21 protein-coding genes are annotated in these 17,382 nt (G+C 70.9%); 7 read left to right on the forward strand and 14 right to left on the reverse strand.

What is annotated here, in order from left to right; translation table 11 throughout:
• Nucleotides 1-11 precede the first annotated feature (11 nt).
• Nucleotides 12-812, reverse strand: coding sequence for a hypothetical protein (locus ACFWY9_RS25350; RefSeq protein ID WP_378324824.1), 801 nt, complete (start codon nt 810-812; stop codon nt 12-14).
• A complete protein-coding gene (locus ACFWY9_RS25355) occupies nt 812-2,275 on the reverse strand; it encodes a hypothetical protein (protein WP_378324963.1) in 1,464 nt (487 codons plus the stop codon). Before ACFWY9_RS25355 ends, ACFWY9_RS25350 begins: the two co-directional genes overlap by 1 nt.
• Nucleotides 2,276-2,356: 81 nt before the next feature.
• On the opposite strand from ACFWY9_RS25355, the gene ACFWY9_RS25360 reads away from it, so the two are divergent.
• Nucleotides 2,357-2,794 (forward strand): PPOX class F420-dependent oxidoreductase, encoded by a 438-nt coding sequence (locus tag ACFWY9_RS25360; protein WP_378324822.1) that lies wholly within the window; start codon nt 2,357-2,359, stop codon nt 2,792-2,794.
• Nucleotides 2,795-2,839: 45 nt separating this feature from the next.
• On the opposite strand, the gene ACFWY9_RS25365 is transcribed toward ACFWY9_RS25360, so the two are convergent.
• From ACFWY9_RS25365 to ACFWY9_RS25375, 3 genes are read right to left on the reverse strand one after another with little or no spacing between them, the layout of a single operon-like run.
• Nucleotides 2,840-3,985: a cytochrome P450 gene (locus ACFWY9_RS25365; protein ID WP_378324820.1), complete on the reverse strand. Its 1,146-nt coding sequence runs from the start codon at nt 3,983-3,985 to the stop codon at nt 2,840-2,842.
• A gap of 18 nt (nt 3,986-4,003) precedes the next feature.
• The gene (locus tag ACFWY9_RS25370) at nt 4,004-4,681 is read right to left on the reverse strand and encodes a response regulator (protein WP_378340092.1); all 678 of its coding nucleotides are present in this window, start codon (nt 4,679-4,681) and stop codon (nt 4,004-4,006) included.
• On the reverse strand, nt 4,682-5,869 hold the full coding sequence (locus ACFWY9_RS25375; protein WP_378324817.1) for a sensor histidine kinase: 1,188 nt from the start codon (nt 5,867-5,869) through the stop codon (nt 4,682-4,684).
• Between the two features lie 191 nt (nt 5,870-6,060).
• Here ACFWY9_RS25375 and ACFWY9_RS25380 point away from each other — a divergent pair, with 191 nt between their 5' ends.
• Together ACFWY9_RS25380 and ACFWY9_RS25385 are read left to right on the forward strand one after the other, a co-directional pair.
• Nucleotides 6,061-6,294 carry a hypothetical protein gene (locus ACFWY9_RS25380; protein ID WP_378324816.1) on the forward strand — a complete coding sequence of 78 codons (234 nt, stop codon included), beginning with the start codon at nt 6,061-6,063 and terminating at the stop codon, nt 6,292-6,294.
• Nucleotides 6,295-6,374: 80 nt separating this feature from the next.
• Complete coding sequence (locus ACFWY9_RS25385; protein ID WP_378340093.1) at nt 6,375-6,557, forward strand: hypothetical protein; 183 nt, start codon at nt 6,375-6,377, stop codon at nt 6,555-6,557.
• A 39-nt stretch (nt 6,558-6,596) separates the two neighbouring features.
• On the opposite strand, the gene trpA is transcribed toward ACFWY9_RS25385, so the two are convergent.
• The 4 genes from trpA to ACFWY9_RS25405 form a co-directional block, all read right to left on the reverse strand.
• Nucleotides 6,597-7,424, reverse strand: coding sequence for a tryptophan synthase subunit alpha (gene trpA, locus ACFWY9_RS25390; protein WP_378340094.1), 828 nt, complete (start codon nt 7,422-7,424; stop codon nt 6,597-6,599).
• Nucleotides 7,421-8,659, reverse strand: coding sequence for a tryptophan synthase subunit beta (gene trpB, locus ACFWY9_RS25395; protein WP_378340095.1), 1,239 nt, complete (start codon nt 8,657-8,659; stop codon nt 7,421-7,423). Before trpB ends, trpA begins: the two co-directional genes overlap by 4 nt.
• A 136-nt stretch (nt 8,660-8,795) precedes the next feature.
• Nucleotides 8,796-8,981 (reverse strand): tryptophan biosynthesis modulator TrpM, encoded by a 186-nt coding sequence (gene trpM, locus ACFWY9_RS25400; RefSeq protein WP_378340096.1) that lies wholly within the window; start codon nt 8,979-8,981, stop codon nt 8,796-8,798.
• A gap of 38 nt (nt 8,982-9,019) precedes the next feature.
• Nucleotides 9,020-9,697: a nitroreductase gene (locus ACFWY9_RS25405; protein ID WP_378340097.1), complete on the reverse strand. Its 678-nt coding sequence runs from the start codon at nt 9,695-9,697 to the stop codon at nt 9,020-9,022.
• A 92-nt stretch (nt 9,698-9,789) separates the two neighbouring features.
• Between ACFWY9_RS25405 and ACFWY9_RS25410 the strand changes: the two genes are divergently transcribed.
• Nucleotides 9,790-10,389: a TetR/AcrR family transcriptional regulator gene (locus ACFWY9_RS25410; RefSeq protein ID WP_378324808.1), complete on the forward strand. Its 600-nt coding sequence runs from the start codon at nt 9,790-9,792 to the stop codon at nt 10,387-10,389.
• Here the strand turns inward: ACFWY9_RS25410 and ACFWY9_RS25415 are convergent, their stop codons facing one another.
• Nucleotides 10,390-11,220, reverse strand: coding sequence for a multiprotein-bridging factor 1 family protein (locus ACFWY9_RS25415; RefSeq protein WP_378340098.1), 831 nt, complete (start codon nt 11,218-11,220; stop codon nt 10,390-10,392).
• Here ACFWY9_RS25415 and ACFWY9_RS25420 point away from each other — a divergent pair.
• Both ACFWY9_RS25420 and ACFWY9_RS25425 read left to right on the forward strand, forming a co-directional pair.
• Complete coding sequence (locus tag ACFWY9_RS25420) at nt 11,172-11,324, forward strand: hypothetical protein (RefSeq protein ID WP_378324969.1); 153 nt, start codon at nt 11,172-11,174, stop codon at nt 11,322-11,324. The two genes, ACFWY9_RS25415 and ACFWY9_RS25420, sit on opposite strands and share 49 nt — an antisense overlap.
• Nucleotides 11,324-11,626 carry a hypothetical protein gene (locus tag ACFWY9_RS25425; protein WP_378340099.1) on the forward strand — a complete coding sequence of 101 codons (303 nt, stop codon included), beginning with the start codon at nt 11,324-11,326 and terminating at the stop codon, nt 11,624-11,626. The genes ACFWY9_RS25420 and ACFWY9_RS25425 overlap by 1 nt, the downstream gene beginning before the upstream one ends.
• Nucleotides 11,627-11,648: 22 nt before the next feature.
• Here the strand turns inward: ACFWY9_RS25425 and ACFWY9_RS25430 are convergent, their stop codons facing one another.
• The 3 genes from ACFWY9_RS25430 to ACFWY9_RS25440 form a co-directional block, all read right to left on the reverse strand.
• A complete protein-coding gene (locus ACFWY9_RS25430) occupies nt 11,649-11,960 on the reverse strand; it encodes a DUF6506 family protein (protein ID WP_378340100.1) in 312 nt (103 codons plus the stop codon).
• A gap of 54 nt (nt 11,961-12,014) precedes the next feature.
• Nucleotides 12,015-12,911, reverse strand: coding sequence for a LysR family transcriptional regulator (locus tag ACFWY9_RS25435; RefSeq protein ID WP_378324803.1), 897 nt, complete (start codon nt 12,909-12,911; stop codon nt 12,015-12,017).
• Between the two features lie 92 nt (nt 12,912-13,003).
• Nucleotides 13,004-13,591, reverse strand: a complete 588-nt coding sequence (locus tag ACFWY9_RS25440; protein WP_378324802.1) for a CHAP domain-containing protein — start codon at nt 13,589-13,591, stop codon at nt 13,004-13,006.
• Nucleotides 13,592-13,757: 166 nt separating this feature from the next.
• Between ACFWY9_RS25440 and ACFWY9_RS25445 the strand changes: the two genes are divergently transcribed.
• Nucleotides 13,758-16,550, forward strand: coding sequence for a BTAD domain-containing putative transcriptional regulator (locus ACFWY9_RS25445; protein WP_378324801.1), 2,793 nt, complete (start codon nt 13,758-13,760; stop codon nt 16,548-16,550).
• Nucleotides 16,551-16,557: 7 nt separating this feature from the next.
• On the opposite strand, the gene ACFWY9_RS25450 is transcribed toward ACFWY9_RS25445, so the two are convergent.
• Complete coding sequence (locus ACFWY9_RS25450; protein WP_378324800.1) at nt 16,558-17,220, reverse strand: TetR/AcrR family transcriptional regulator; 663 nt, start codon at nt 17,218-17,220, stop codon at nt 16,558-16,560.
• Between the last annotated feature and the right edge of the window lie 162 nt (nt 17,221-17,382).

Below are 17,382 nucleotides of genomic sequence, written 5' to 3' on the forward strand. Positions count from 1 at the left end.
TCCCCTCTTGGTTACAGCGTGTCGGAGGCGGCCGCGCGCAGCGTGCCCCCGTCGTTGGCGACCGCGACGACGTTCAGCGCCAGCAGGTCGTCGAAGGCCGCGTCGGCGGCCAGTTCGCGGACCTGGATCTGGTAGCGCGGCGTGGTCCGGTAGGTGCCGCCCTGCTCGTCGCTCACCGGCACCAGGAACCCTTGGTCGGCAAGGAAACGCAGCGCGCGGGAGACCATGCCGCGGGTGGTGTCGGCGGCGAGCCTGCCGTCCTTGGTGGCCGCGGCGGCGGGCCGTCGCGCGTAGGCCCGCCACGCCTGCTCCAGCTCCGGCGCGTCGGCCAGGGGGTCGTTGTTCGCCTCGGCCTCCGCGGCGCGCTCGTCGAGCATGCGCGCGGCCTCGCGGACCATCGCGTCCACCTGCTCGACGCTGACCCGGCCGATGTAGGTGTCGTTGGCGAGGTCGTCCGGGCGCGGGTAGCCGAGCGCGGCGGTGGCCAGGTGGATGAGCCCGTGCAGGACCTTTTCGGTCTCGCGGCGCTCGCGGATCTTGCTCTGCCGCGCGTAGCTGTCCATGCGGATCTCGAACACCGACTCGTCGGTGGCGGCCAGCACGGCGCCCGCCTGGTGGTTGACCTCCAGCACCATCAGCCCGAGCCCGGCCGCGACCGCGTGCGTCAGCGCCTTGAACGCGTTGTCCTCGGCGTAACGGCGCACGAGTTCGCCGTACACGACGTCGCGCGCGGGCAGCTGCTTGGGCCGCATGCCGTAGGCGACCAGCCGGGCGGCGGCCTCGGCGTCCACGCTGCTGTGGGACACGGCCATCAGGCGACCTCCTCGTTGTCGGGTTCGTCGTCGGCGCGGTCGAGCTGCGCGGTGGACAGCAGCAGATCGGCGCCGCCGAAGTCCGGATCGTCGAGCAGCGTGCCGTCGTCGACGGCGAGCAGCACCTGGCGCTCCCCCTGCCGCCGCGCGGCGCCGACCTCGGGACTGTAGGCGTGCAGGGCGCGCAGCGCGACCAGCGACGGCAGCGCCGGGTCGATCCGGCGGGCCTCCTCCAGCAGGCCGGACAGCCGCCGCGGCACCTCGGGCAGGTCGAGCAGTTCGTCGGCGCGGCGCCAGATCTCGTCGCCGAAACGATCCGTGTCCTCGGCGGGCATCAGCTCGGGTTCGGGGATCTCGCCGACGAGCTGCTCGCGTTCCGGAGCCGGCCGCAGCAGCAGCGACACCAGCGCGGACAGCGACGGCACGGTCGGCGCGATGATCCCGGCGGCGGCGTGGAAGAACGACTCGGCCGGGGTCACCGCGTCGGCCAGCGGCAGGCCGAGGGTGGGCACGAGCAGCTGGCCGAACAGGTCGAGCGTGGCCCGCTGCGGCGGGCCGGAGAACTGCTGGCGGTCCTGTTCGGCGCGGAACACCGCGCCCGCGTCGGCCAGCCGCGACTGGAGGCGGGTGTGCCGCCGGATGCAGTCGCTCACGATGTCGACGAGCTCGGCCGCGCGGCGCTTGCGGTCGAGGTCCTCGGTCTCGTCGCGCGCGGTGGTGATGTTCCGGAGGATCGCGTTCTCCGCGCGGAAGCGGGATTCGATGTGGCTCAGCGCGTTGTCCAGCAGCTCGGGGACCTCGCGCTCCCAGTCGACGGCCCGGACGTCGCGGCGCGTCGCGTCCAGTTTCGCGCGCAGCGTCTCGCCGTACTGGACCGTCCGGTAGCGGGCCTGCTCGGCGGCAAGCTTGGCGTCGGCGAGGCGGCCGCGGTTGATCAGGTTCTCCAGTTTGACCTCGGCCGCGATCTGCGCCGATTCGACGTCCGTGTCCAGCGCGCCGACCAGGACGTTGATCGCCTCGTCGGTGGCGCGCAGGTAGACCTCGCCGTCCGGGGCGGCCAGCTCGACCAGCAGCTTGAAGTCGAACTGACGGCGCTGGTAGCCGCCGGGCCCGATCGAGCCGTAGACGCGCCGGAAGCCGCGGTCGGTGGTGCCGACGTTGATCATGTTGTCGAGCACCCACTTGGCCACCCGGACGTGTTCCTCGGGCATCCGCGAGGGCGCCTGCAGCGCGATGAACGGCAGCAGCCGGTCGATGACCTCGTCGTGCCCGGCGCCGGTGTCGAAGTCCATCGCGATGGTGACCTGGTCGATCGTGTGCAGCGCGATCTCGGCCATCTGGTAGATCGTGGCGTCGGCCCAGTCCAGCTTCGCCTTGCGCGCGTCGAGGTCGTGCAGCGGCGCGGTGCAGGCGAGCGCCTTCAGCCTGCGGGTGAGGCCCTCGTCGGCCAGCCCCGCGGCCATCAGTTCGTCGTCTCGCACAGCAGGCCAGGCTAGTCGGCCTCCCGCGGGCGCACGCACGGGTGACCCCCTAGGGTCGGGGGCATGCACGAGATGACCAGGGACGAGTGGTGGGAGTTCGCGACCGGGGGGACCCGCACGGGCATGCTCGCGGTGGTGCGCGCGAACGGCGCGCCGATCGTCACGCCGGTCTGGTTCCTGCTGGACGCGACCCCGGACGGGGACGAGCTGGTGTTCACCACCGGCACGGACACCTTGAAGGGCAAGGCGATCCGCCGTGACCCGCGCATCTCGCTGTGCGTCGACGACCAGCGGCCGCCCTACTCCTACGTCCAGTTCACCGCCGAGGCGAGGCTGACCCACGACCTGCCCGAGATGCTCGACTGGGCCACCCGGCTCGGCGGCCGCTACATGGGCGAGGACAAGGCCGAGGCGTACGGCAAGCGCAACGCCGTCCCCGAGGAGTCGCTCGTCCGGGCGAAGATCACGAAGGTCATCGCGCGCCGGGGCATCGCCTCCTGACGCTGAAGGACGCCTTTAGTGCACTCGATGCACTGAAAGCGTCCTTCAGCTCTCCCAGGTCACGTGGACGGCGGCGGGTTTGCGGAAGACGAGGCCGGCCGGGACGGCCGGGGCGGTCAGCCGGAGGCCGGGAAGCCGGTCAAGGACGGTTTCGACGGCGATCCGGGTTTCCAGCCGGGCCAGGTCGACGCCGAGGCAGTAGTGCGGGCCGTGCGCGAACGCGAGCTGTTTGCGCAGGTCCGGTCGACGCGGGTCGAAGACGTCCGGATCCGCGAAGACCGCCGGGTCCCGGTTGGCCGCGGTCAGCGACACCGTGACGAGGTCGCCCGCGGCGATCGGCGCCCCGGCGAGTTCGACGTCGCGCGTGGCGTACCGGTCGACGACCGCGGCGGCCGGTTCCAGCCGCAGTGATTCCTCGACGGCGGCCGGGATCAGGGCCCGGTCCTGCCGGACCGCGGCCGGCCACGCGGGATCGCCCAGCAGGTGCGCCAGGACGTTGGCGATCATGCCTTCAGTCGTTTCGATGCCGCCGAACATCAGCACCGCCGCGTTCGACACCACCTCGGGCAGCTCCAGTGCCGCGGCCGCGTCCGTCAGCAGCGAGGGGTCGCGCGTGGCCACCGAACCTTCGATGTGCGCACGCAGTTCGCCGAAGGCCTCCGTACCACCGGAATCCGGCTTCCTGCCCGCCGACAGATCGTCCACAGTGGACACTATGGCGTCGTACCAGGCGAGGATCCGACCGGCCTCCGCGCCGTACAGGCCGAGCGCGTCGGCCACCACGGCGACCGCCAAGGGACCCGCCAGCGCCCGCCGCAGTTCCGCACGGCCCTCGGCGCGGAAACCACCGACCAGGCGATCGCATTCCTCGCGGACGAAGTCCCCGAACCGCCGCTCGATCTCCTTCGGCCGGAACTGGCGCGAGAACGGGGCCCGGTGCCGGGCGTGCTCGGCGGCGTCGAGCGACAGCATCGACGGGCCGACCACCCTCGCCGTGGAGAACCGCGGATCGTCCACAGTGAACACCGCGGAGTCGCGCATCACGCGCGTCGCCAGATCGTGCCGGGTGACGAGCCAGCCGTTCAGCGCCGGCAGCCACGACACCGGCTCGGCCGCGCGCAGCCGGGCCAGCAACGGGTGCGGGTCCGCGCTCAGCGCGCCGATCGTCGCCTCGGCCCCCACGGGAAACACCCGCCGAAGCTACCAGCGTCAGTCGTCGGCGTCGCGGACCAGAAGCGCGATCTGGACCCGGTTTTCGACGGCCAGCTTGGCGAACAGGCCGCTGGTATGGGCTTTCACCGTGGCGACGCTGATGTGGAGCCGCCGGGCGATCTCGGTGTTGGCCAGTCCGTCGGCGATGGCGCGCGCGGTCTGCAGCTCGCGTTCGGTGAGGGCGGCCAGTTTCCGGCGCGCCGCGTCGCGGGAGGCCCGGCGCGCGTCGGGCGAACGCGGTCCGGTGGCCGCGGCGATCAGCCGCGCGGTGGCGGCGGGCGAGAGCGCGGGCTCGCCGGCGGCCACGGCCCGGACGGCGGCGAGGATCCCGGGCGGCGGGGTGTCCTTGAGGACGAACCCGAGCGCGCCGATGCGCAGCGCGCCGAGCACCAGCTCGTCGGAGTCGAACGTGGTCAGCACCAGCACGTGCGGAGCAGGCGGCCGGGCGAGGATCTCCTCGGTCGCGCTCAGCCCGTCACGGCCGGGCATCCGCACGTCCATCAGGACGACGTCGGGCCGCACGTCCCCCACCACCGCGACCGCGGCGTCGCCGTCGGCCGCCTCGCCGACGACGGTCAGGTCGGGCTCGCCGTCGAGGATGAGCCGCAGCGCCATCCGCACCAGCTGATCGTCGTCGACGAGCACGATCCGCACCGGTTCCCGCTCGGTGTCCACTCACGCATTCCCTTCGCCCGCGCGGACCGGCCACGGAAGCCGCGCACCGAGCACGAAGCCTCCCTCGGCGACCGGATGATGGTCCAGTGTGCCGCCGGCCAGCGCGACCCGCTCCGCGAGGCCGAGCAGCCCGAACCCGGAGGCGGGCGGCCCGCCGATGGCCCGCGCGGCCCCGGAATCGCGGACCGTCACCCGCAGCCCTTCGCCCGCCACTCCCTCGACGGTGACCCACACCCGCGCGCCGGGCGCGTGCTTGCCGGCGTTGGTCAGCCCTTCCTGGATGACGCGATAGGCGGTCCGGGCGACGAGGTCCGGCGGCTTCCCCGGCACGTCCGTGGTGCACGTGACGTCCAGCCCCAGCGCCCGCGCGTCCTCGACGAGCGCCGGGACGCCGTCGAGCGAGGGCTGCGGCGGTTCGGGACCGTCCGGGCTCGCCCGCAGCACGCCGAGAACGTCCCGCAGTTCCTCCAGCGCCTGGTGGGAACCGTCGGCGATTCCCCTGGCCAGCACGGCGACCTGCTCGGCGGACAGGTCGGTGCGGTGTCCCAGCACCCCGGCCTGCATGGCGACCAGCGAGACGCGGTGCGCGAGGACGTCGTGCATCTCGCGGGCGATCCGGTGCCGCTCCGCCATCCGGGTCTCCGCCGCCCGCGCGGCCTGCTCCCGCTCCGCGCTTTCCGCCCGGTCCCGCAGCGAGCGCACTTCCTCCCGCCGCGCTCCGACCGCGAAGCCCACCGCCACCACGATGCCCACGATCAGGACGGTCAGCGAAAGCGTGAGCCACAACGGATCCGGCCCCTCGCGCCGGGGGTAGAGGCCGTAGGTGAGCGGTGCGGTGAGCACAGCGGTCACCGCCAGCACCGTGGTCTCCACCGGGCGCCGCCGGGCCGCCAGCGACCCCAGTGCCAGCAGCACGGCGCCGCCCGCGAGACTCGACGCGGTCGACACCACGACGACCGACGTGGCGACGGTGACCGGGAACCGCCGCCGCCAGAGCAGTGCCACCAGGCAGACGAGCGCCACCAGCGGGTCGCCGACAGCCAGCCAGGTGAGCGCCGGGCCGGTCGTGCCGGGCGGCAGATCGCCTGCCGCGAGGATCCAGAACACCACGCCCAGCGCCGCGGCCGCGAGCAGCCGCCACGCGTGCTGCCACGGCCCGAGTGGTGGCGCGGCGCCTGTGGTTTTCACCGGCTCATCATCGTCGATCCGCCGGGGCGGGCGCAGCGGACCGAGGAACCGGTCACCCCTCGACCCGGGTCGCGGGTCCGTCCTCGCCCTTGGTCGAAGCCGGTTCGCGACGCGGGACCGATGTGCCGGGCGCCCCGCGCGGCGAGACTGATCTTCGTTCCACAGCGGGACGACCCGAACGGAGGACCACGATGCGCAAGGGCGGCTACGTCGCACTGCAGATTCTCGGGATGGCGACGACCGTCGTCTTCGCCCAGGCCGTCATCCGGAGCCTGCTCGACCACGCCGTCACCCCGTTGTGGGGCGCGCTCGACTGGCTCCCCGGAGGCTGGGGCGGCCGGCTGATCGTGCTCGTGCTCCTCACCCTCGTCGGCGTGGTACTCGCCGGGTGGGCACACGACCGGCAGAAGGAAGCACACCGCTAGGCCGGACCACGGCCGTGGGCACGAAGCGCCGAGGGGGCGTTTCGTACCCACCGGTCCCGGGGAGGATTTTGGGGGACCTCATGGTTTTTCGGCTGTTCAGGAGTGTCGCGGCCGTTTTCGCCGCGGCCGAAGCCGCGGGTGTGCTCGCCACCGATCCGGAGAGCTGGGCCCGTTACGACGCGCTCGCCGTCCGTGCGGCGTTCGAGGTGACCGGCGAGCGCCCGGCGGAACGAGATCCCGAACCGGCCGACGGCAAACCGTGACCCGCTGGGGAGGCGGCGTGCTTCCCCAGCGGGTGACGGTCACACGAGCCCGCGGACGCCCTTGGCGAGTTCACCGGTGAGCGCGCGGACGGCCGCGAGTCCCTCGGCCTCGCCGGGCGCGTCGAGCATCGCCTTGACGAGGGCGGAGCCGACGATCACGCCGTCCGCGAAACCCGCGATCCCGGCGGCCTGCCGTCCGTTCGCGACGCCGATGCCGACACAGACCGGGAGCCCGGTGGTGGCCCTGGTGCGCCGGACCAGCTCGCTCGCGGCCGCACCGACCGACGTCCTGGCGCCGGTGACGCCCATCAGGGAAGTCGCGTAGACGAAGCCGGAGCCCGCCGCGGTGATCTCGGCCAGCCGCGCGTCAGTGGTGCTGGGCGCGACCAGGAAAATCGTGGCCAGGTCGTGCTTTTCGGCCTGTGCCCGCCACCGCGCGGACTCCTGGACCGGCAGATCGGGCAGGATGCAGCCCGCTCCCCCGGCCTCCGCGAGTTCGGTGGCGAACCGCTCCACGCCGTAGCGGTCGACGGGATTCCAGTACGTCATCACCAGCACCGGCTTGCCCGTCGCGGCGTGCGCCTCGCGGACGGTGCGCAGTACGTCGGCGATCTTGACGCCGCCCCGCAGGGCGATGTCGTCGGCGGTCTGGATGACCGGCCCGTCGAGCACCGGATCGCTGTGTGGCAGCCCGACTTCGACGATGTCGGCCCCGGATTCGAGCATCGCCTTGACCGTCGCGGTACCGCCGCCGACCGTCGGGAACCCCGCCGGGAAATAGGTGATGAGAGCCGCGCGGCCCTCGGCCTTCGCGTCGGCGAGCGTGTCGCCGAGCAGTTTTCGCTTACCACCGGCGAAATTCTTCATTTCGAGTCCTCCCCTGCCTGCCGCAGCCCGAAGTAGCGGGCGGCCGTGTCCATGTCCTTGTCTCCGCGCCCGGAGAGGTTGACGACGATCAGCGCGTCCTCGCCCAGTTCCCGGCCGACTTCGAGTGCCCCGGCCAGCGCGTGCGCGCTTTCGATCGCCGGGATGATGCCTTCGGTCCGCGAAAGCAGCCGGAACGCCCGCATCGCCGCGTCGTCGGTGACCGGGAGGTATTCGCCGCGGCCGAGGTCGTGCAGGTGGGCGTGTTCGGGCCCGACGCCGGGGTAGTCCAGACCGGCCGAAATCGAGCAGGCCTCGGTGATCTGGCCTTCTTCGTTCTGCAGGACGTAGGAGCGCGAACCGTGCAGGATGCCGGGTTCGCCCGCGGTCAGGGTGGCCGCGTGCTCGCCGGTCTCGATGCCGTGCCCGGCGGCCTCGCAGCCGACGAGCCGGACGTCGTCGGCCAGGAAGGGATGGAAGAACCCGATCGCGTTCGAGCCGCCGCCGACACACGCGATGGCCGCGTCGGGCAGCCGTCCCGTCCGTTCGAGGAGCTGACGGCGGGTTTCGACGCCGATGACGCGCTGGAAGTCGCGGATCATGGCCGGGAACGGATGCGGCCCCGCGACCGTACCGAAGATGTAGTGCGTGGTTTCGGTGTTGGCCACCCAATCGCGGAACGTCTCGTTGATGGCGTCCTTGAGTGTGCGCGAGCCGGAGCGGACCGGGACGACCTCGGCGCCGAGCATGGTCATCCTCGCGACGTTGAGCGCCTGCCGCCGGATGTCGATCTCTCCCATGTAGACAGTGCATTCGAGACCGAAGAGGGCGCATGCGGTGGCGGCCGCCACGCCGTGCGAGCCGGCGCCGGTCTCCGCGATGACGCGTGATTTGCCCATTCGCTTGGTCAACAGCGCCTGGCCGAGCACGTTGGTGATCTTGTGCGATCCGGTGTGGTTGAGGTCCTCGCGTTTCAGGAAAATCCGGCCCCCGCCCGCGTGCTCCGCGAAACGGGGCACCTCGGTGAGCGCGCTGGGGCGCCCCGCGTAGTGCGCGAGCAGATACTCGAACTCCGCGACGAACGCGGGATCGGCCTTGGCCTTTTCGTACTCGACGGCGACCTCGTCCACGGCGGCGGTCAGGGCCTCCGGGACGAACTTTCCGCCGAACGCGCCGAAATATCCCTCGGCGCCGGGAAACTCGCCCTCCGGGGCGGGAAAGAAGAATTCGCTGGGCATTTTCGGGCATGCTCCTCCGCCCGGGGCACCCGCCCCGGGTTCCGCTGGTGGTCATGGGCGTGCGTATCCGCGCGGCGAGGTGACCGGATTTTCCGGGCGCCCGCGAACAATGCGCGGGCAAACCCTCGAAGCCGGTTTACGAGGAGAAGAAACTTCCTCGGACACCCGACGCGACGCGCGGCGGGAGAAGCCATCGCATCCCGTTGACCTGACCGGGTTCGGAGCCGATCGCGTACCGCACCCGGCGGCCGAGCACTCGCCGCGCGGGCGCCCGGCAGCCGCGAGGGCGGCAGCCGCGGCCGAGGCGCAGGGCGAGAGGCATACCCGAAGCCTAGCCCATGCCCCGCCGTCCCGTCATGGCTATTCGTGGAACCTCGTGGTCTCGCCGAGGTCCGCGCGGGTGAGCTTCAGCTGGTTCACCGGCGCGGATTCGACCGGGTAGCCGAACGAAACGCCGAAAAGCACCTTGCCGTCCCGGATTCCCAACGACTCGCGGATCGTGTCGCCGTAGAAGCCCAGCAATCCCTGGGGACAGCTGGCGACCCCGTAGGCCGTCATCGCCAGGAGCAACGTCTGGCCGTACATGCCGATGTCCGCAGTCATCCGAGCGTCCGCATTGGACGGTGCGAACACCAGCGCGACATGGGGAGCGCCGTAGAACCGCAGGCTTTCCGCGTCGTAGGCCTCGCGGGCTTCCCGGTCGTCACGGCCGATGCCGAGCGCGCCGTACATCGCTTCGCCGAAACCCTTGCGCCGCAGCTGATGCACGTCGTTGTAGAGCGCGTCCTGGTAGGGAAAATCCACCGAGAGACGTCGGTGCTTGTGCGCCGCCAGCAGCGCATCGCTCAGCCGGTCGCGCGCGGCCCCGCTGACCACTTCGGCCCGCCAGGGCTGCGTGTTGGAGTTCGACGGAGCCGCGCCCGCCAGCGAGAAGATCGCCCGCACCGTCTCGTCCGGGACGGGATCCGGCCGGAAGGACCGGACCGCCCGCCTGCCGCGGATCAGCTTCTCGGCGTACTGGGACAGAGAGGCCAGCATCAGGACACTCCTCCTTAAGTAGACGTTTCCGTATACCTAAGACGGTAGCAGACGATCTCCGCCTTAGGTAAACGGTCCTGTACACTTCAGGGGTGAGTGAGCCGCAAGCGATCCGGCGTCGCCGGGGCCGGGGCGGGCGCGAGCGCATCCTCGCCGCGGCCACCGCGCTCTTCGAGACCCACGGGATCAACCCGACCGGCATGGAGCAGGTCGCGGCCGCCGCCCCGGTGTCCAAACGCACCCTGTACACGCACTTCCCCACCAAGGACGCCTTGGTGGTCGAGTACCTCCGGTACCTCGGCGAATCCGGGCGAACACTGGAAAATGTGCTCGACCGCGAGGATCTCCCGCCCAGGCAAAGGATTCTCGCGCTGTTCACCGTGCCGGAGACCGACGGCCCGATCCGGGGCTGCCCCTTCGTCGACGCGGCGGCCGAATTCCCCGACCCGCACAGCCCCGTCCACGACTACGCCGCCGAGCAGAAGCGCCGCCTGTCCGCGCGCCTGACCGAACTGGTGAGCGCGCTCGGCGTCGCGGAACCGCGGACCCTCGGCGAGCAGCTCGCGGTCCTCGTCGACGGCGCCGCCAGCCGTGCCATGGTCCTCAACGACGCGAGCTGCGGTGACCCCGCGAGGACGGCGGCGGAAGCCCTGCTCGACGCCGCCCTGTCAGCCAGCAGGGACCAAGGCTGATCAACGCCCCAGAACAGGCACCATCCGCGCCAGCAGGTAGGAGCACGCCCAGCGGGCTTCGGTGCCCTTGGGGTTGGTAGCACCCTTCGCGAGCTTGGCCGCAAGCTTCCGAGGCTCCGGAATAGTCGTCGGGTCGTCGGCACCCTTCAACGCGACCTTCCAGTCGAGCTGCGTCAGCCGGGAAATTTCACTGGCCACGATCAACCGGCGGACCTTCGGGTCGTTCTCCAGCACCTGGACCACCAGATCGGCGTTCTGCTTGCCGGGGAGCTTGGCGATGACACTCAGTGAGTTCGTCCTGAGCGTGGCGGTCTCACCCTCGACGGCCCACTTGCGGAACCACTCGGCCGCCTTGTCCGAGACGACATTGCCCAGGCTCACGTCCGTGCGGTGCGCCGTAGGGGTGTTACGCAGCGCGCCCGGCTCACCTCGTTCGACACCGGCCAGCAACTCCGCGCGGCCGGCCTTCGTGACGGTCAGGAGGTTGCTGTGTGTGATGTCCTTGCGCCACATGTCGACTCCCAGCACCTTCTCGTATGCCGTGATCAGTTCCGGTGATGCCGTGCGCTGATCCGTCTCGACCATACCGAGCAGCGACTTCGAGAACTTGATCTTCTTCGCCATATCGGTCAGCGAGAAGCCCGCGCTTTCACGCTCCTCCCGCAGTCTGGAGCCCGGCACAGCCGGCCCGTTTGTGGACACTGTGTGGACCACCAAACCCTTCAAGTCACCGTCGGCGGTTCCGAGATTACTCGTGAGGCTCGCGAATCGGAGGGGAAGACATGGCCGACAACCACCGGCAGCCGGTACGGACGACCGATTTCCGTACATCCGGCGCGCCGCCGATGGAGACTCCGCCCGAACTACTGCGAAAGCTGCGCAGGGAGCGGGAGCAGGCCGAGCGGGAGCCCGACGAGCAGCCGGAGCGGCGGTGATGACCGCGCTGATCTACGTCGACCTCGCCCACCTGCATCCGATCGTCGATGGGGTGTGGCACCGGGCCTGGCTCGGCCATTTGCCCGTGCCGGGTGAGGTGGTCGTGATGCTGTGCGATGTCCAAGCACCGGCCGCGTACGACGACTACGGTCGGCGCGACACGCACGGCGTCGCACGACAGTGCTGGCGCTGCGAGGAGGTTTATCGGGCGGAGATGGGGTTCGCGCCGCCGCCGGGCGACTACCCGCATGCTTCCGGCGTCCGATCGGTACCGCATCCCCGCCCGAGGGGATCTGCGTGACAGAGAAGAACAGCTCTCGGCGCTACGCGTCCGGCGGGGCGAACAGGGCGTGCAGGCCGGGGACAGACTCCGTGCCATACGTCACCGCGCCCACCGGAACCCGGTGGCCGACCGCGTCGAGCACCCGGGCGGTCCACTGTGGACCGAAGCCGCCGCACAGCTCGATCAGCTGCGCGCCGTCGTCGACCAGGCGCCGGGCGACGTCGACGACCTGGTCCGGCGCCGCCATGCCGATCAGCACGGTACGACAGCTTCCTGTGTCCACAATGGACGTATCACGCGCCGGGTCGGCGCCGTCGGCGAGGTAGACGAATCCCCAGCGGGTCAACGACATCCCGTACTCCTGAAGGTCGAAGGGCTCGAACGACCATCAGCCAAGCCGGACCGATCACCGCTGTCCACGAGGCGGCGCCTCATCCGTGTGCGCCCGCGCCTCATCGGCCAGCTCAGCGGCCAGCCCGGCGAACACGGGCCCGTGCTGTGGGATCCGCCACACCAGGGCGTGCCGGAGCCGGGGCGCGCCGGACAGCTCCCGCCAGACGAGGTCGCCGTCCCGCGCCGCCCATCGCGGGCGCAGCGCCACCACGGCCTCCCCGCTTTCGAGCTCCGCTGTGAACAGCCCCCGTCTCGGTGACCCTGCCCGGATCCGGGGCCGCCACCCGGCGTCGGCGCACGCGGCGAGCACGTGGTCGTGATATCCGGGAGCCAGCTCGCGGTCGAACCAGAGCAGATCCTGCCCGCCGAGGTCCGGCCAGTCCACGGTGTCCCGCCGGGTCAGCGGATGCCCTTGCGCCATCAGGATTCCCAGCGGGACGTCGCTGATCACCGCCTCTGCCAGCCCGGTGGTGTCCGCGGGGAGCACTACCAGCCCGGCGTCCAGGCCACCGGCACGCAATCGCTCCAGTTGCCGCGACACCGGGAGATCCCGCAAGTCCACAGTGGACCCTCGCCGCGCGCCCAGCCTGCCGAGCGCCGAAACCGCCGGCGGCGGCGCGCCGGGCGTCACCCCGATCCGGAGCACCGGCGCGTCCGGCTCGCGAGCGGCTCGCAGCGCCTCCTCGACGGCCTCCAGTACGACGTATGCCTTGGGCAGCAAGGCACGTCCCGCCGCGGTCGGGGTCATGCCCGCCGGGGTCCGGGTGAACAACGGGGTGCCGATCAGCTTTTCGAGCGCGATGATCTGCTGGCTGAGCGACGTCGCGCGGATACCCAGCCGCTCCGCCGCCCTGGTCAGGTGTTCCTCCTCGGCGACCGCGCAGAAGTACCGCAGCTGACGCAGTTCCATCCGGTGAGCCTAGGACATGTCACGCAAGGCCGCCCCAGCCGGAAACCGGCTGGGGCGGCTTGCCCCCCACTCTGTTCAGCCGAAGTGGCCTGTCAGCCGACGGGACCCGCGTATCCGGAGACCGAGCCACCTGGTTTGGCGGTGACATCATCGACCCGATCGCCGTAGTTACCGGAGATCACGGTGATCTTCCCGGTGGACTTGTTGACCGCCGTGACGATGCCGACGTGCGACGCGTGGGTTCCCGCCGAGTTCAGGTTGTACACGATGGCGTCACCGGCTTTCACTCCGGCGATGCTGGAGCCACTGTTCCAGGTCCCGTGCTTCTTGCCGTAGCTGTAAAGGCTCGCCGCGCCGGCATTGATCCCCGCCGTGTCGGCTCCCGCCTTCTTCCAGACGTACTTCAGGAAGTCGGCGCACCACGCTTCGGCTCGCCACTTGTTCCCCGGACCACACGGCGTCCCGCCGCCTACCTGGCCACTGTAGAAGTTGCAGTTCTTCCCGAACTTCTCGCGGTTGTGGTCCGCGTTGTTCATTTCCGCCTTCGCGATGCTGACGATCTTCTGCCTCGTGGTGGCCTGCGTGTCGGCGTCGGCCGCCGACGCGAGTCCGGCACCACCGACGGCGAGCGCGGCCATCGTCGCCACGAGAGTCACCAATTGCGTGAATCGTCGTCTCATTTCCCCTCCTGAGCGAAAGATGATCATCGGTACCTTGCGGTCACGATGCTGCTTGCCCGGCCGAGGAGGAATCTGCGGTATTTCTGGTTTCCGCTGGCAGATCGCGCGGGATACCATCGCGCGGCGATGCCGATCGCGGGATGTGCGGACGGTCGAGGGGGAGGACTTGCCGGTCGAGGTGTTGCTGCTGGGATCGATCGAGGTCCGGGTGGACGGAAAGGCCGTCGAGCTGGGGCACGCCCGCCAGCGCAGCGTGCTCGCCGCGCTGGCCGTGGACGCCAACGAAATGGTGCCGATCGGCAGGCTCGTCGACCGGATCTGGGGCGATCATCCGCCGCACGCCGCGCGAGACACCTTGTACGGATATCTCCACCGGCTGCGACGGGCCATGGCGGGCCTCAGCGGGATCGTCATCGAACGCAGGTCCGGGAGTTATGTCCTCACCGTCGATCCGGCGGCGGTCGACCTGACAAGATTCGGCCAGCTGGCCGGTTCGGCACGCGCGGTCGCCGACGACGACCGCGCTTTGGCTCTGCTGAACGAGGCCTTGGCCCTGTGGCGAGGCGAAGCACTGGCGTCACTGGACACTCCGTGGTTCGACACGGTCCGCCGAAAGCTGGAACAGGACCGGCGCGGTGCCGAGAGCCACCGCGCGGAACTGGCGCTGCGCACCGGCAGGCACGAAGAGCTCGTGAGCGTGCTGCTGCCACTGACCGAAGCACACCCGCTGGACGAACGGCTGGCCGAACACCTGATGTCGGCGTTGCATCTGAGCGGACGCCACGCCGACGCCCTGAACCACTACCAGCTCCTCCGCCGCACGCTGGTGGCGGAACTGGGCACCGAACCCAACGCGCGGGTACGGGCGCTGCACCAGCGAATCCTCAACGACGAACCGGTTCCCGGCCGGCACACCACGGCGAGTCCGCACCCCGTGCCACGCCAGCTCCCCGCGGCACCCCCGGGATTCACCGGGCGGCGCGAGGAACTCCGCCGGCTCGACAAGATCATGAGCACCGACGGGGAGCTGAAGCTGGCGGTACTCGACGGTCCCGGCGGAATAGGCAAGACCTGGCTCGCCCTGACCTGGGCACGGACCGCCGCCGACCGCTTTCCCGACGGCCACCTGTTCGCCGACCTGCAGGGGTTCAGCCCCACCGAGACGCCGATGGATCCGGCGACGGCGCTGCGCGGGTTCCTGACGGCACTCGGGGTGGACTCCGACGCCGCACCGCCCGACCTTCAGGCGCAGACCGGGCTGTTCCGCAGCCTGGTGGCCGGCAAGCGCATGCTCGTCGTGCTCGACAACGCCCGCAGCGCCGACCAGGTCGCGCCCTTGCTGCCGGGTAGTTCCGCCTGCATGGTGCTGATCACCAGCCGCAACCGGCTCACCGAACTCCTGACCCGCCACAGCGCGAGAGCGGTTCAGGTGGACGTGCTGTCCGACGAGGAGGCCCGGCAGTCGCTCGCGGACCGGCTCGGCCACGAGCGGGTGACAGCGGAACCGGACGCGATGGCGGCGTTGATCGCGCGGTGCGGGCGGTTCCCGCTGGCGCTGGGCATCGTGGCGAGCCGCGCCGCGGCCCATCCCGGCTTCGCACTGGCCGCACTCGCGGACGAACTGCGCGATGCCACCACCCGGCTGGCCGTGCTGGACGACGACAATCCCGCGACCAGCCTGCCCGCGGTGCTTTCGTGGTCCCACAACGTCTTGACAGCACGGCAGGCTCGCGTGTTCGCGCTGCTGGGCCTGGCGCCCGGCCCGGACATCGGGTTGCCCGCCGCCACCGCGCTCACGGGTCTGCCCGCCCCGGTCCTGCGGACGGCTCTGCGCACGCTGGAGGACCTGCATCTGATACAGCAACACGTCCCGGGCCGATGGCGCGCCCACGACCTGATCAGACTGTATGCCGCCGAGCGTGCCCGCCACGACCTCCCCGAGGACGAACGCGTCGCGTCCCAGCGGCGTCTTCTGGACTTCTATCTGCACACCGCCTACACGGCCGACCGCCTGCTGGAACCCGACCGGTCGCCGATCAGCCTGGCCGGGCCCGTCACCGGAACCGAGCCACAGCCCCTGGCCCGGATGAGCGACGCGATGCAGTGGTTCACCACCGAACACCCCGTGCTGCTGGCCGCCCAGCAAAGCGCCGCGGGTCTCGGCTGGCACACCCATGTCTGGCAATTGGCCTGGGCACTGGACAATTTCCACTACCGGCGCGGGCCCATTCATGCCGCGATAGCCGTGTGGCGGGCCGCGCGGACCGCGGCGGATCACCTCGGCGACCTCGACATCCGCGTTCTGGCCCTCCGGGGACTCGGCCACGCCGCCGCCGACGCCCATCTGCACGACGAGGCGACGGACAACCTCACGAGGGCGCTCAAGCTGGCCGAGCAAGCAGACGACCGCGACGCGCAAGCGCGGACCCATCACGTCATCGCCAGGGTTCACGACAACCGGGGAGACCATCGGCGGGCGCTGAAGCACGCCGCCACCGCCCTGGACCTCTACCGCACGCTCGATCTGCCGTTCCGGGAGGCGGCCGCGCTCAACGAGGTCGGCTGGCAGTACGCACAGCTCGGGCAGTACGACTCCGCGCGCACCCACTGCGGTGCCGCCCTGGAGCTGACCCGCCGCCACAACTACCAGGACTTCGAGGCCGCCTCACTGGACAGCCTCGGCTACATCGCCTACCACGCCGGTGAGCACACGCTCGCCTTGGAGTATTACCAGCAGGCCCTCGTCCTGTACCGGACGCTGGGCCACACCTACAGCGAAGCCGAGACCCTCGAATACCTCGGCCTGACCCACCGGGCTCTCGGCGGCCACGACGACGCGAGATACCTGTGGCACCAGTCCGTCCAGCTGTTCCGCGACCATCATCGTCACCAGGACGCGCACCGCGTGGAGGGCTACCTCGCCGCATCGCCCGGCGAAACCGCTTGGGGGCAGCGGTAACCGGCGTTCAGCGCGCGTGGACGTACTGGTGCCCGAACAGGCCGAGCTGCCAGGTGTAGCGGACGGCTTCGCGGGTTTGGGCGTAGGCGTCCTCGGTGCCGTGCCAGATCGCCTGGGCGATCAGTTCGATCGTGGCGGCGACGACAGTTCGCGCGGTGAACGGTGGCGGCACCGGCAGCGCGGGATCGGTCTTACGCAGCCAGCCGACCGTCCGATCGAACACGGCTTCGCCGGCGCGCAGGGTGAGTTCGCGCGCCCGGAGCCCGGCGTCGCCGAGTGCGTAGATCTCCAGCAGGACGGCGCGGACGGCCGTGGGGTGCCGGTGCACGTGGTCGACGAGGAAGTCACCGCACGCGGTGAGCGCCTGGAGCGGCGTCAGCGCCCCGGCGGCCACCGCGACGGCTTCGTCGAGGAATTCCGTGGTGAACGAGCGGTACGCGACGAGGAAGGCGTCCTGCTTGTCTGCGAACTGTTCGTAGAACGAGGTACGTGACACGCCCGCGGCCGCGGTGATGTGGCCGATCGTGGTGTGCGGGTACCCGCGCGCGCCGACGTTGTCCAGTACGGCGTCGATCAGCCGGGCGCGCTGGGTGCCCGCCACCTCGTCGCGGCTCAGGTTGTGCGGCCCCTTCGGCAAGGTGCGGCGGGCGAGACGGTCTTGCGCGGTCACGCCCGAACCGTACCCGCCCAGTGGTCCGGACAATCGTGCTCGCACCGGTGCCCGGCCCGGGAAAACCCGCCGGGCACCGATCAGCGGGACCTCGTGCCGGGGAGGTAACCGGGTTGTCCCGGGCGAGCGAGTTACCCGCCGGGATACGCCCGCAGTCCGACC

It is taken from the genome of Amycolatopsis sp. NPDC059027 (assembly GCF_042739735.1).
Classification (GTDB): Bacteria; Actinomycetota; Actinomycetes; order Mycobacteriales; family Pseudonocardiaceae; genus Amycolatopsis.

Bases quoted from the DNA above. Each gene is read 5' to 3' on its own strand.
- ACFWY9_RS25405 (WP_378340097.1), bottom strand. From the start codon at position 9,697: ATGCTGGCCTCTCTGTCCCAGTACGCCGAGAAGCTGATCCGCGGCAGG.
- ACFWY9_RS25435 (WP_378324803.1), bottom strand. From the start codon at position 12,911: ATGGAACTGCGTCAGCTGCGGTACTTCTGCGCGGTCGCCGAGGAGGAA.
- ACFWY9_RS25425 (WP_378340099.1), top strand. From the start codon at position 11,324: ATGACCGCGCTGATCTACGTCGACCTCGCCCACCTGCATCCGATCGTC.
- trpM (WP_378340096.1), bottom strand. From the start codon at position 8,981: ATGCCTCTCGCCCTGCGCCTCGGCCGCGGCTGCCGCCCTCGCGGCTGC.
- ACFWY9_RS25360 (WP_378324822.1), top strand. From the start codon at position 2,357: ATGCACGAGATGACCAGGGACGAGTGGTGGGAGTTCGCGACCGGGGGG.
- ACFWY9_RS25385 (WP_378340093.1), top strand. From the start codon at position 6,375: ATGGTTTTTCGGCTGTTCAGGAGTGTCGCGGCCGTTTTCGCCGCGGCC.
- ACFWY9_RS25350 (WP_378324824.1), bottom strand. From the start codon at position 812: ATGGCCGTGTCCCACAGCAGCGTGGACGCCGAGGCCGCCGCCCGGCTG.
- ACFWY9_RS25420 (WP_378324969.1), top strand. From the start codon at position 11,172: ATGGCCGACAACCACCGGCAGCCGGTACGGACGACCGATTTCCGTACA.
- ACFWY9_RS25380 (WP_378324816.1), top strand. From the start codon at position 6,061: ATGCGCAAGGGCGGCTACGTCGCACTGCAGATTCTCGGGATGGCGACG.
- ACFWY9_RS25440 (WP_378324802.1), bottom strand. From the start codon at position 13,591: ATGAGACGACGATTCACGCAATTGGTGACTCTCGTGGCGACGATGGCC.
- ACFWY9_RS25355 (WP_378324963.1), bottom strand. From the start codon at position 2,275: ATGGCCGCGGGGCTGGCCGACGAGGGCCTCACCCGCAGGCTGAAGGCG.
- trpB (WP_378340095.1), bottom strand. From the start codon at position 8,659: ATGCCCAGCGAATTCTTCTTTCCCGCCCCGGAGGGCGAGTTTCCCGGC.
- trpA (WP_378340094.1), bottom strand. From the start codon at position 7,424: ATGAAGAATTTCGCCGGTGGTAAGCGAAAACTGCTCGGCGACACGCTC.
- ACFWY9_RS25430 (WP_378340100.1), bottom strand. From the start codon at position 11,960: ATGTCGTTGACCCGCTGGGGATTCGTCTACCTCGCCGACGGCGCCGAC.
- ACFWY9_RS25415 (WP_378340098.1), bottom strand. From the start codon at position 11,220: ATGTACGGAAATCGGTCGTCCGTACCGGCTGCCGGTGGTTGTCGGCCA.